The sequence below is a fragment of the Arthrobacter sp. TRD_SC_6 genome, assembly GCF_055361185.1.
On record NZ_CM143953.1, the window covers coordinates 1,332,097 to 1,344,262 of the forward strand.

Below are 12,166 nucleotides of genomic sequence, written 5' to 3' on the forward strand. Positions count from 1 at the left end.
TAGCAATCTAACATTTACCGTGTCCAGTACTCTCAAGCTATGGCCATCGAACTCCCGGAATTGCTGCTCACCGACGCGCGCGCATGGAGGGACTGGCTGGAGGCCAACCACTCGTCGTCGTCCGGGGTCTGGCTCATCCTCCACAAGAAGGGCGGGAGCGTCACGGAGCTTACCTATCCGCAGGCCGTGGACGAAGCGCTGTGCTTCGGGTGGATCGACGGGCAGGCGAAGAGGCGCGACGACGGCAGCACCTTCCAGCGCTTCACTCCCCGTGGCCCACGCAGTATCTGGTCCCTCCGGAACGTCGGGTTCATTGAGCGGTTGGAGGCGGAGGGCAGGATGCACGACGCCGGTCGCATCGCCGTCGCGCAGGCCAAGGCCGACGGCCGGTGGGAGCGTGCCTATGCCGGGCCGGCTACCTCGGTGATGCCGGAGGATCTGTCGGCGGCGATCGCCGCGAATCCTGACGCGCAGGCCATGTTCGAGGTGCTGACCTCCCAGAACCGGTTCGCGCTGATCTTCCGGCTAAGCCAGTTGAAGACCGACGCCGCCCGGCAGCGGAATATTGCCTCGTTCGTCGCGATGCTCGCGCGGCACGAAGCCCACTATCCGCAGAAGCGGAAGCCGTAGAGGGTTGAAATGTTGGTCGCTTTACCGACGCGTTCAAGGCGCGGCGACGCTTTGTGGGGGAGCGACTGGGTCGTTGCGGTGTCAACGGTCCGAAACGCGGGCGCCTGACCGGAAACGGACCGCCAAGGTCGCGGCCACAACGAGGGCCGCAGCGGCTGCAGCGGCAACCGCCGTCGTCGTCGATTCGGGGTTGCCTGAAGTCCGGCCCACCACGATCCAGGCCAGGCCCCAGGCGGTTGCCGCCGCGACGGCGAGCCGGCCACTTCCGCGCACAGCGAGGAAGACGCCGACGACGGCGACAACCGCGAGGACGACCACCGACCAGATCTCCGGGCTGACGCTGAAGCCCTCGAATCCCGCTGCCACCAGCGCCGCAGTGATGTTGGCGCAGACCGCGACGCACACCCAGCCCAGGTAGAGGCCAAGCGTGCCGTCCACGAAGATGCGCTCAGGCCAGGTGCGGGCCTTTTCCGATGTATAGATGGAGAAGATCACAGCAAGCACCCCCAGCAGCCCTACGATGACCGGAACGCTGAGGCCCAGTAGGCCCGCTTGAATGGACAGGATCCACGCGGCGTTCAGCAGCATTGAAGCGGCCACCCACCAGCCGAGACGGCGCTGAATAACCGACGCTTTCTGGGAGGGGAACCATTGGAGGATCGTGTACCCGGCGAGCCCGCCGTAGATGACCGACCAGATCCCGAAAGCTGATCCCGCAGGAGCCAGTAACGTTGCGTCCGCGCTCAGCGCCCCACCCGCAGCCTCATTGATGGGGGTGCCGCCCAAAGCCCCGGACCCGACAGTGGAACCGATGATGCAGAGGACGAAGGAGGCGGTTACGCCTATCTGTCGGGCGGAATCGGAAGTCACAATGCGCTCCTGGTGATTGGCAAACTATCTCCACCATAGACATATCTCGCCAGTGTGGACCAGAACTAACGCGCCAACCGGCTCCGGAACAACAGCCACACGAAGTACGGCGCACCGAGCAGGGCCGTGAGCAAGCCCGCAGGCAACTGCCCCGGCGCAATCATGGTCCGCCCGATCATGTCGCCCAGGCACACCAGCAGCGCACCGAGCAGCACCGCCGTCGGGATGGCAAGCTTGTGCCGCGACCCGACCAACGCCCGTGCAGCATGCGGTGCCACCAGCCCGACAAAACCAATCACGCCGATACCAGCCACCGAAGAACCCGTCAGCACGACCGCACACACCAGCAGGATCAACCGCGAACTCGGGACCGAAATGCCGAGCAGCTTGGGGGTGTCCTCGTCGAGCGACAGCAGGTCTTGTGTACGGTGCCGCGCCCAGATCACCGGAACGGTCAGCAGCAGCGCAGCGGTCATCGGGATGAGGTGTTCCATCGACCTCCCGTAGGTGGATCCGGAAAGCCACGTCAGCGCCTTCGCTTCGTTCCACGGATCAGTAAGCACAATGAGCAGCGTGATGCAGGCCATCGCCGCCGCCGAGACGCCGATTCCGACCAGCACAAACCGGTCCGTCTGCAGCCCGCCGCGGAACGCCAGCCCGAACACAATTGCCGCAGTCACCGCAGCACCCACTCCGGCAGCACCGGCGATCATCCAGAATCCAGCCAGCGGAACAAAGGTGATCACCAGGATCGCGGCTACGCCCGCACCGCCGGACACACCGATGATCGACGGTTCAGCCAGCGGGTTCCGCGAAACGGCCTGGATCGCCGTCCCCGCGAGGGCCAGCGAAGCGCCCGCAAGAAGGGAAGCTCCGACCCTCGGGAAACGCGCATCCATGACGCTCGTGACCACTGGCCCCGCCTGCCCGGTCACCCAATTCAGCACATCGCCCAAGAGCAGCTTCGCGTCCCCAAGGAGCAGCCCGGCAACGGTTGTACCGAGCACCAGGACCGTCAGCAAAACAACGACGACGACGCCGGCCCCGGCGCAGTGCGTCCGCAACGACACGGAACGGGCCTCGCGGGTGGGTCCCGAGGTGCGCACGCGGTGCGCCAGAATGACCAGGAAGATCGCGCCGAGCATCGTGGTGACGACGCCGGTGGGGACCTCCACCGCGCTCTGCGCACCAACCAGTGCGCGCAGCAGCACATCAGCCCCGAGCACGAGGAAAATACCCATCAGGGCCGAAGCGAGAATCAGGGCCACGTGCCGGTGGAGTCCGGGAATCTTCGCGGCTGCCAACCGGACAATCGCCGGAGCGGCCAGCCCGACAAAACCGATCGGGCCGGAAATGGTCACCGCAGCAGCTGACAACAGCACAGCCAGCATGATCGCCAGCACCTGCGTCCCCCGGACGTTGATGCCGAGAACGCGCGCTTGGTCATCACCGAGCGTCAGCAGGTCCAGCGAGCGGGCTTTCGCCAGGAGAATGACCAGCACCACACCGATCAGCGGCGCCAGCAGCACGAACTTGTCCATGCCACTTTGGCCCAGCGACCCGGCTCCCCACGCGAAAAGGCCGCGGGTTTCCTGCTGGAAGAGGATCAGCAGGGTGTGCGTCAAGGCGCTGAACGCCAAGGCAATCGCCGAGCCGGCAAGCACTAGCCGGACGCTCCCGGACTGCCCTGTACCCGAAAGGGCCAGCACCAGCGCCGCAGCGCCAATCCCGCCGAGGAACGAAACCCCCACTGCCCCGATCAGCGGAACCTGGAGGCCAACGGCCGCGACGACGACAATCGCCAGATGCGCACCCGCGTTCACCGCGAGGGTATCCGGGGAGGCGAGGGCGTTACGGGAGACCGACTGCATGATTACGCCGGCGACGCCGAGCGCCACCCCGACCAGCACGCCCGCCACCAGGCGCGGCACCCGGCTGGCGGTGACGACGGCGGCTGTGTCGCCGTCGTCGTTCCCCGCCAGCAGGCCAATAATGTCCGCGGCGCTCACGGACGAGGTGCCCTGCGTGATGTGCACCAGGGCGAGGAGAAGGGTTGCCGCGCCGAGCAGCAGCCCGAACGCAGCGAGCCGGAACCCTGGCCTGGACTGCGCCTCCGGCAGCACCGAGGGAGCAGCGCGGGTCAGGGTTTCCGGCGTCATGGTGCTGTAATTTCCGGGTTACTTACCGGCCGCGGCGACTGCTGCTTCTACGAGTTTCTCCATGGACGCAGGACCGCCGAACGTCCAGATGGAGTCTGGGAAGCGCTGCACGTTGCCTTCCTTGACGAACGGCAGGCCCTTCCAGATGGCGTTGTCCGCAAGCTCGTCCTGGTAGGCGTCGCCGAAGGTGTCGTTGGTGATGTACCAGAACAGGGTGTCCTCGGGGAGGGCGGTGAGACCTTCGACGTCGGTTTGGGCAAGTCCGTAGGCGGGGTCGCCTTCCAGCTCCCAGGCGTTCTTGAGCCCGAGTTCGGTGAACACGTCCGAGACGAGCGAGCCCGGCGCGAACGGGCGGACGGAAACACTGCCGGCGTCGACGTAGGAGTCGGAGAAAGCGACGGGAGCTCCGGCGGCGCCCGCCTCCTCGATGGCGGCGCGGCCTTCCTCGATCTTGGCCTCGAAGCTCGACTTCAGCTCAGCGGCCTCATCTTCGGTCCCCGTGGCCTGCGCGATCATCTCCAGGTTCTTGAACATCTGGCCGATGTTGTCCGAGGAGTCCCCACCCGGAACGACGATCACGGGAGTGGTCTTCTCGATCTGCTCGATAGCGCCCTCAACCAACTGGTCCGTCACGAGGACGAGGTCCAGGTCCAGTGTCGCCAGGGTGTCGATGCTGGGCTCACCGCGTACACCGATGTCCGTCACCGTGTCATCGAGAGCTGGAGTGCCAACCCAGTTGTTGTATCCCTCGATGTCAGCAACGCCAACCGGCACGACGCCGAGCGAAGCCAGATTCTCCACGACGTTCCACTCCGTGCCGGCAACCCGTTCCGCCGGTCCGTCCAGCACAACTTCCTTACCGCGGGCGTCCGTGATGGTGATGCTTTCGCCGGAGGCTGCTTCAGTGGTTTCGGTGCCGCTCGCGGCGTCCTCGGTGGTGCCGCACGCCGACAGTGCGAGCATGGTGACCGCCGCCAGGGCAGCGAGAATCTTCGGTTGTTTCGGTTGCTTCATTGGGTTCATTTCTATGCGGGCGCGGACGGCGCGTTCTGTGTGAAGCTGTTGAGAATGTGGATTCAGGAGGCCTGGAGCACTGTGCCCGAGTGGCTTCCGACGGCGTTGTGTCGGCCAACCGCACGCGTATGCACGGTGCCACTGGACACGGTGACGTCCACCCGCACCCCGTACGCCGTCGTGAGGTTTTCCGACGTGAGCACCTCGACGGGTGAGCCCTGCGCGAGCACGGAGCCGCTTTCAAGCAGGACCACGTGGTCGGCGATGGCCGCAGCCTGGTCAAGATCGTGGAGTACGACGCCGACGGTCACCCCATGGTGGGAGGCGAGGTCGCGTACGACGTCGAGAATTTCGACCTGGTAGCGCAGGTCAAGGTAGGTGGTGGGCTCGTCGAGAAGGAGGACGCCCGTGTTCTGGGCCAGGCAGCTGGCCAGCCATACACGCTGTGACTGTCCGCCCGAAAGTGCCGAAACCGGTCGGTCCGAAAGTTCGGCGGTGCGGGTCAACTCCATCGCGTGCGCGACGATCTCGGCGCCCTCGGGATCATTTCCCGACCAACGGCTGCGGTGCGGGTGCCGCCCGAACTCGACGACTTCCTTGACCGTAATGCCGGAGGGGACTGGGCGGCTCTGGGCGAGCAAGGTGATTTTGCGGGCGAAATCCTTGGGGGAGAGTGAGAGGACGTCGTCGCCGTCGGACGTGGTCACGTTGCCCGAGTCCGCGGTATGCAACCGGGCGATGGTGCGCAGGAGGGTTGATTTGCCGCTTCCGTTGGGCCCGATCAGAGCGGTCACCGCACCAGGGCGCAACGCGAAAGACACGTCTTTGACGGCGGGCTGCTTGCCGTAGGAGATGAACATGTCCGCGACGTCGAGGCCATGAGTCGAAGGGCGGTCCGCAGTCCGCGGGAGATCGGTGAGGGTCACTCCACTAAGGTAAGGCGAGCCTTAGTGAATTGACAAACATTAAGACATGAAACGCTTTCGTAATTCAATTTCAGGTCCATCGAGGAGGCGCTATCTACCGATTCGGGCTACTACACCGATACACGATCGTTACCGTCTGTGTATTGAATTTGATTGAAGGTGTATCGGCATCTCGGTAGCCTCGTGAGGGCTTTACCTAAAACTGAACATTCCTAGGGGGAATTATGGGGGAAAACCGAGCCCGCGCTTTCAGGCGCGGCTTGAGCGTGCTATTAGGTAGCACGCTAATCGCCGGCACAATCACAGTCGGCAGCATCACCACCAACGCAATCAGCCCGGCTATCGCTGCGCCAGCCCTGGACTGTACCGCAGTGTACTCCCTACAGGGGACAGGGGATCGGAACCTCTGGCAAGTCAACACCGCAACCGGTGCGCAGACCAGTGTCGGATCTTTCGACTTCAACCAGACCAGCGGAACATTGAACGGCCTCGGCATTGCAGCTGACGGATCGGCAGCCTTCGGAATCATCCCGAACCCGGACGGCACGCGGACGGTTTACCGTCTGGACCGCGCAACGGAAACCACCACACCCCTCGGCGCTGGCGTCCCTGGCGGAAACGTCACGCATGGTGCCGTCAACCCAGCCACCGGATTCTATTATTACGGCGTAATCACTGGCGGAAACGCGCAGATTTACGGCTTCGACACTGTGAACAACACGTCGATCGGACTGGTTGCCAGTGGACCTGTTCCCAACTCCGGCGGCAACGGTGACTGGGCGTTTGACCGTCAGGGCCGCCTGTATGTCGTGGCGGGCGTCGGCAATACGCAGACAACACCTGGTAGCAGCATCCTGTCGGTTATCAACCAAGCGCTTCCAACCGCACCCACAGCAACACCGGTGGCCGTCTCCGGTGAGCAACTAGCCTTCATCGGTACTCCCGAGGCCGTCAATGGCATCGCCTTCGGTGGTGACGGTTTCCTCTACATGGGCAGCTCCGGCACACTGCGGCAGGTTGATCCTGTCACTGGTGCCGTCACGAGCACGGTACCGCTCTCGCCTACGGGCACTGTGGACCTCGCTTCCTGCGCTGTCCCCAACACGATCACGGTCCAGAAGGACTTCCCCGCCGGACGCGCGATCTCCGATGATCAGGCGACCCTCACGCTGACTGGCGGCGGTCTCCCTGCTGGAATCCAAGGCACGACTGAGGGCAACGACCCCGGCGTGCAGACCGGCGCTACTGAGGTTGCAGGCCCCGTCTTCGGCCGGATTGGTGAGACTTACACCATCTCCGAAACCGGATCCGGAACCGTCCCGTCATCTCCCTCCAACTTCGGTTATGTTTCGAGTTGGTCCTGTATCGATGAGAACACCGATGCGGCAATTGCCAGCGGTGATGGAACGGAAGGCACATTCACGATTCCGGAGGGGTCATCCGGTGTCGCGATTCTCTGTACCTTCACGAACGCCGCTGAAGTCACTGGCCTGGTGCTGGATAAAATTCCAAGCTCCCCGACCGGTAACACGGCAGGTTCCACCATCACGTACACCTTCAATGTGACGAACACTGGTACCGTACCGCTGGACACCGTGACGGTGAACGATCCCATGGTTGGTGCCGTGACTTGCCCGGCTGGCCCGCTCGCGGTCGATGCGACCGTAACCTGCACCGCTGCTCCCTACGTTCTCACGCAGGAAGATGTAAACAACGGCCAGGTTGTGAACGACGCAACCGCAACCGGAACCACTGAAGGCCTGCCCGATGCCTCCAGCACCGACAGCACCGACACTCCCATCGCGCAGTCTCCCTCCCTCCTGATCGAGAAGGACGCTGGCGCACCAGTGGATGCGAACGCTTCAGGCATCACTGACGCCGGTGACACCATCCAGTATTCCTTCACCGTGACCAACAACGGCAACCTTCCGATCAGCGGCATTGTGGTCAATGATGATCTGCTGAGCGGCCAGGATCCCGCGATCGACGTCACTTGCGAAGAAACGGTGCTGCAGCCGGCGGCATTCACCAATTGCGTGGCCGACGAGCCATACACGATTACCTCCGCTGACGAGACAGCCGGTGAGGTCCTGAATGTTGCCACAGCAAACGGCATCGACTCAAACGAAGCACCCGTGGAATCCAACGAGGATGACACCCGCACCATTGTCACTGCGCAGCTCAACGAGCTCGTCATTGACAAGGCCGCCGGTGACCCTGTGGACGTGAACAGCTCCGGCATCACCGACGCCGGCGACACCATCCAGTACTCCTTCACCGTCACCAACAACGGCAACGTGCCCGTTTCCGGCCTTTCGATCGATGATGCGTTCCTGAGTGAGCTGGACCCGGCGATCACGATTACGTGTGCCGCCAGCACCCTGGCTGTCGGAGAATCCACTCTCTGCAGTGCAGACTCCGTATACGTCATCACCGAAGCCGACGAAACTGCAGGCACCGTTGAGAACACCGCTAGCGCCACCGCAGTTGACCCTGATGGTGACGAGGTCATCTCCGACGATGACGCCACCAGCACCACGGTTGAGGTCCCTGCTCCAGCTTTCACCTTTGAAAAGACCGCCGGCACCCCAACTGACGTGAACAGCTCCGGCATCACCGACGCTGGCGACACCATCGAGTACACCTTCCTGGTCACCAATACTGGGAACGTCACGATCAAAGACATCGTGATCGATGATCCGCTGGTTGGAGAGGTCACTTGTGAGAGCACTTCGCTGCTCGCTGGTGCGTTCACCGACTGCACCGCTGCTGTTTACGTCGTAACTGAGGAAGACGAAGTAGCCGGACTAGTTGAGAACGTTGCGACTCTGACGGCCAACGACCCCGATGGTGATCCCCTCGAGCTCATCAAGGATGACACCACCACCAAGGTCACCGCACCGAACCCCGTCCTGACTATCGAGAAGTTCGCCGGCGATCCCGTCGACGTCAATAACTCAGGGCTCGCCGACGCCGGTGACACCATCGCCTACACCTTCATTGTGACCAACGAAGGCAACGTCCCGGTCAGCGCATTAGCGGTGACCGATCCCCTGGCCGGAGCTGTCACCTGTGAAGCGGTGACGCTGGCGCCAGGCATCTCAACCGATTGCGCCGCTGATGAGCTGTATGTGATCAGTAATACCGATGAGGTGAACGGTGAGGTAGTCAACGTAGCGGAGGCGACCGGCACCGACCCCGACGGTGAGCCTCTTGAGCCCGTCGAGGACAGCACCACCACCGAGGTTGACCTCCCGAACCCGTCGGTGTTGTTCGAGAAGTTCGCCGCTGACCCGGTTGACGTGAACGCGTCCGGTATCACCGACACCGGTGACACCATCCAGTACACGTTCCGCGTCACCAATAACGGGAACGTACCGGTCACCGGCCTTGCGATCGATGATGCTTTCCTGAGCGACCTGGACCCGGCTATCACAATCACTTGTGGTGCTGTTGACCTGCAGCCGGGAGCGTTCACCGACTGCGTGGCGGATTCGGTTTACACGATTACCGCAGAAGATGAAGCAGCAAATGTCGTTGAAAACACGGCATTGGCAACCTTCACCGATCCTGACGACGAAGAACGTAAGTCGGACCCGGACACGACCAACACCCCGGTCACCGCCCAGGCCCCTGTTCTGACCCTGGACAAGGTTGCCGGTGACCCCGTGGACGCCAACGAGAGTGGCCGCATTGACGCCGGTGACACCATCGCCTACACCTTCACAGTGGCGAACGACGGCAACGTCCCAGTCACCGGCGTTGTAGTCAACGACGAACTCGTTGGAGCGGTCACGTGCGACGTTGTTGACCTTGGGGTGGGCGCGGTTGCAACCTGTGTGGCTGATGAGCTGTACGTTCTCACCCAGGACGACGTCAACGCAGGAGAAGTCATCAACGTAGCAACCGCTACGGGCACTGATCCCGATAACGAGGACGTCACTTCTAACAAAGACTCAACCAAGACCACAATCGCTCGCGCAGCGAACCTCGTCATCGAGAAGAACGCAGTACCGGTCGACGAGGACGGCGACAGCAAGGCTGACGTCGGTGAAGGAGTCAACTACACCTTCACAGTCACCAACACCGGCAACGTAACCCTCACCGACGTCTTCGTCGATGATGCAAAACTCGCCGGAGTGACCTGTGAAGCGACAACACTGGAGCCAGGCGACTCAACCGAGTGCGTGGGTACCGAAACGTACATCGTCACCCAGGACGAAGTCGATGCCGGCGTGGTGGTCAACACCGCAACAGCCAACGGTGCGGCTGAAGGCCTGGACCCGGTTGTCTCCGTCCCCGACAACACTTCAACACCCGTTGACGTTGTCCTCGCGCTGCAGCTCGAAAAGGACAGTGCGCTGCTTGATGAGAACGACAACGGCTCCGCCGACGCGGGTGAGGTCATCCGGTACACGTTCACGGCTACCAACACCGGAACGGTGACCCTGAACGACCTCGTGATTGATGATCCGATGCTCGTGGAGGCTGAGATGGAGATCACCTGTGCGGAGGTGCTCGTTGCACCCGGAAAGTCGGTCACCTGCACAGCTGACTACACCGTGCAGCCTAGTGACGTTGAGTCGGGCGAGCCGATCCGGAACGTAGCCAGCGCATCAGCGATGGGCCTCACCGGCGCCGCGCTCGCTCCGCAGGATGACACCGAAACGGCCGTAACCGTGAAGGACGACGCCGTGGAAGAAGAGCCAACGGAGGAAACACCTGAGGTCAACACCCCCGCCCCCGGCGCGGGCGGAGATTTGCCGGACACCGGCGGCATCACTCTCATCGCCGCAGGGTTGGGAGCGGTACTTCTCCTTGGTGGGCTGGCCCTGACCCTCGTCATGAGGCGTCGTAACGCCTAACAGGTCGCAGTACAAGAAGGGGAGGTGCGACAACACGTCGTACCTCCCCTTCGTCGTTAGCAGGCAGCCGTCAGTGAGCCCCATGTGGCACAGGACCGGTGAACCTGCGGTTTGGTTGGGGTGACGCAGGCATCCTGCAACTGATCAGTCTGCAGGTCCGACCGGTAGCGTTGAGGTCATGAACAAGCTTCCTGTCTCCATTGTCGGAGCGCTTGCCACCGGCGCTTTCACCCTTCTTCGGCCCGCTGACTGGTCTCCGGCCACGCAGCGGGGTTTCGTCATCACCCCCGGTGTCGTGCTCGGGGCAGGAGCCGCGATCCTGCTCTCGAAAGGCGCTCGCGTTCCAGTTGAGGACGGCAGCACCCAGGAGGTCACCGTCAAACTTCCCGTGCCCGCCCGGGCGGCGCTCGCCGTTGGGCTTGGAGCGGCGACCTGTGGGGTCTGCGTGCTTTCGCTTCGCTTCGATGAGTGGCTGGAAAATCAGCTGGTTAGCCGCGGCACGGCGCATCCCCGCCGTTGGATGGCTGCGGGCGGCGCGCTCCTATACTTCGTGGTTGACCTAGCGGATAAGCCCGCCCGAGAGCGGCTGGATAAGTCCTAGTTCACGCTCGACCCGCGCGGCAGCCTCGAACACCATCCACGCCTGCAACTGCGTCGAAAGCTCGACGGCGCCTGGCGCAACTTCCTCACCGGGCGCCGACGGGAACTGCGCCACCCGACGACGGCGCCTGCCGACCACACGCTCGGCGCGGCGCTCCCAGAGGCCGTCCGCCGTCGTCGTAATCAAGGTCCTGGCGGTGGAGCGTGCTTCCTCCGGTAACCCGGATACCGCCGCGAGCGCTAGATAGCGGGCAAGGATTCCGGTGAAGAGCCCGCCATCTCCGTCGCCGTGCGTCCGGAGGGCGCCCGAGGGAAGCGTTAGCCCGCGTGACACGGCGTGCACCAGTTCGGCAGCGCGGCGCATGCTCAGCGGGTCGCCAAGCGTGAGCAATGCACCGAGCACGGGCCCCTGGTTGTAGGTATAGATGTCGCGCACGAGTTCCCCGCGGCGGGTCCGGATGCCGTCAAGGAGGAGCCCGGTGGAAGAGTCCTGAAGGTGCCCGTACAGCCACCCGATCATGCTCCGCGCTTCCTCCGTGCGGCCGATGCGCGCGAAATAGAGCGCGGCCGGGGCTGTGGCGGGCACGTTCTTGAAATCGCGGGAGGTGTTCCAGAACAGCCCACCGCCGAGGTCCGGTGTGTGAGCCGAGGCCAGCGCGCCCGTGAGGAGGTGCAGCGGCCGGGTGCCCGCGATGTCCGCAGCGCGTAGGGCGGCGAGCGCGAGCCACGCCATGTCGTCGTAGTACCGGTTCGTCCACCGGCCGCCGTTCCGCAGCCGGATGGTGGTCAGAAGGCGGCGTGCCCGCACTCGGTGCGTGGCGCCGTCGTCGTTCTGTGGGTCCTGTTGAGTCCGGGCTTCCCGCTCGGTCGCGTCGAGCAGGCAGTCGAGGTAGTGCGCCTGCCACCAGTAGTGCCACGGGCCGCCGGTGGGACGCGGCTCCTGAACGGCGCCCAGGTGCGTACCCGGCAGGCCGAACAGGCGGTGACCGAACGTAGCGGTCACTGAGCCAGCCGCAATGGCTGCCCGGGTGTGGGCGTCTGTGATGGGCATAGAGCCACCCTATTCGGTGATGCCTGCGTTCGAATTGAGCAAAGTGCACAA

General features: G+C 63.6%; 8 protein-coding genes. 3 read left to right on the forward strand and 5 right to left on the reverse strand.

What is annotated here, in order from left to right:
• Window positions 1–39: 39 nt before the first annotated feature.
• Window positions 40–630, forward strand: a complete 591-nt coding sequence (locus ACWA1U_RS06575; protein ID WP_463724540.1) for a YdeI/OmpD-associated family protein — start codon at window positions 40–42, stop codon at window positions 628–630.
• Between the two features lie 81 nt (window positions 631–711).
• Here the strand turns inward: ACWA1U_RS06575 and ACWA1U_RS06580 are convergent, their stop codons facing one another.
• From ACWA1U_RS06580 to ACWA1U_RS06595, 4 genes are all read right to left on the reverse strand, one after another.
• A complete protein-coding gene (locus ACWA1U_RS06580) occupies window positions 712–1,500 on the reverse strand; it encodes a TspO/MBR family protein (RefSeq protein WP_463724541.1) in 789 nt (262 codons plus the stop codon).
• 65 nt (window positions 1,501–1,565) lie between these two features.
• Window positions 1,566–3,659 carry an iron ABC transporter permease gene (locus tag ACWA1U_RS06585; protein WP_463724542.1) on the reverse strand — a complete coding sequence of 698 codons (2,094 nt, stop codon included), beginning with the start codon at window positions 3,657–3,659 and terminating at the stop codon, window positions 1,566–1,568.
• Window positions 3,660–3,677: 18 nt separating this feature from the next.
• The gene (locus tag ACWA1U_RS06590; protein ID WP_463724543.1) at window positions 3,678–4,673 is read right to left on the reverse strand and encodes an ABC transporter substrate-binding protein; all 996 of its coding nucleotides are present in this window, start codon (window positions 4,671–4,673) and stop codon (window positions 3,678–3,680) included.
• 62 nt (window positions 4,674–4,735) lie between these two features.
• Window positions 4,736–5,599 carry an ABC transporter ATP-binding protein gene (locus tag ACWA1U_RS06595; RefSeq protein WP_463724544.1) on the reverse strand — a complete coding sequence of 288 codons (864 nt, stop codon included), beginning with the start codon at window positions 5,597–5,599 and terminating at the stop codon, window positions 4,736–4,738.
• Window positions 5,600–5,970: 371 nt separating this feature from the next.
• On the opposite strand from ACWA1U_RS06595, the gene ACWA1U_RS06600 reads away from it, so the two are divergent.
• Window positions 5,971–10,464, forward strand: a complete 4,494-nt coding sequence (locus ACWA1U_RS06600) for a beta strand repeat-containing protein (RefSeq protein WP_463724545.1) — start codon at window positions 5,971–5,973, stop codon at window positions 10,462–10,464.
• A gap of 178 nt (window positions 10,465–10,642) precedes the next feature.
• Window positions 10,643–11,065 carry a hypothetical protein gene (locus ACWA1U_RS06605; protein WP_463724546.1) on the forward strand — a complete coding sequence of 141 codons (423 nt, stop codon included), beginning with the start codon at window positions 10,643–10,645 and terminating at the stop codon, window positions 11,063–11,065.
• On the opposite strand, the gene ACWA1U_RS06610 is transcribed toward ACWA1U_RS06605, so the two are convergent.
• Window positions 11,024–12,115 (reverse strand): glycoside hydrolase family 76 protein, encoded by a 1,092-nt coding sequence (locus ACWA1U_RS06610; protein WP_463724547.1) that lies wholly within the window; start codon window positions 12,113–12,115, stop codon window positions 11,024–11,026. The two genes, ACWA1U_RS06605 and ACWA1U_RS06610, sit on opposite strands and share 42 nt — an antisense overlap.
• Window positions 12,116–12,166 lie beyond the last annotated feature (51 nt).

Bases quoted from the DNA above. Each gene is read 5' to 3' on its own strand.
- ACWA1U_RS06590 (WP_463724543.1), bottom strand. From the start codon at position 4,673: ATGAAGCAACCGAAACAACCGAAGATTCTCGCTGCCCTGGCGGCGGTC.
- ACWA1U_RS06585 (WP_463724542.1), bottom strand. From the start codon at position 3,659: ATGACGCCGGAAACCCTGACCCGCGCTGCTCCCTCGGTGCTGCCGGAG.
- ACWA1U_RS06575 (WP_463724540.1), top strand. From the start codon at position 40: ATGGCCATCGAACTCCCGGAATTGCTGCTCACCGACGCGCGCGCATGG.
- ACWA1U_RS06605 (WP_463724546.1), top strand. From the start codon at position 10,643: ATGAACAAGCTTCCTGTCTCCATTGTCGGAGCGCTTGCCACCGGCGCT.
- ACWA1U_RS06610 (WP_463724547.1), bottom strand. From the start codon at position 12,115: ATGCCCATCACAGACGCCCACACCCGGGCAGCCATTGCGGCTGGCTCA.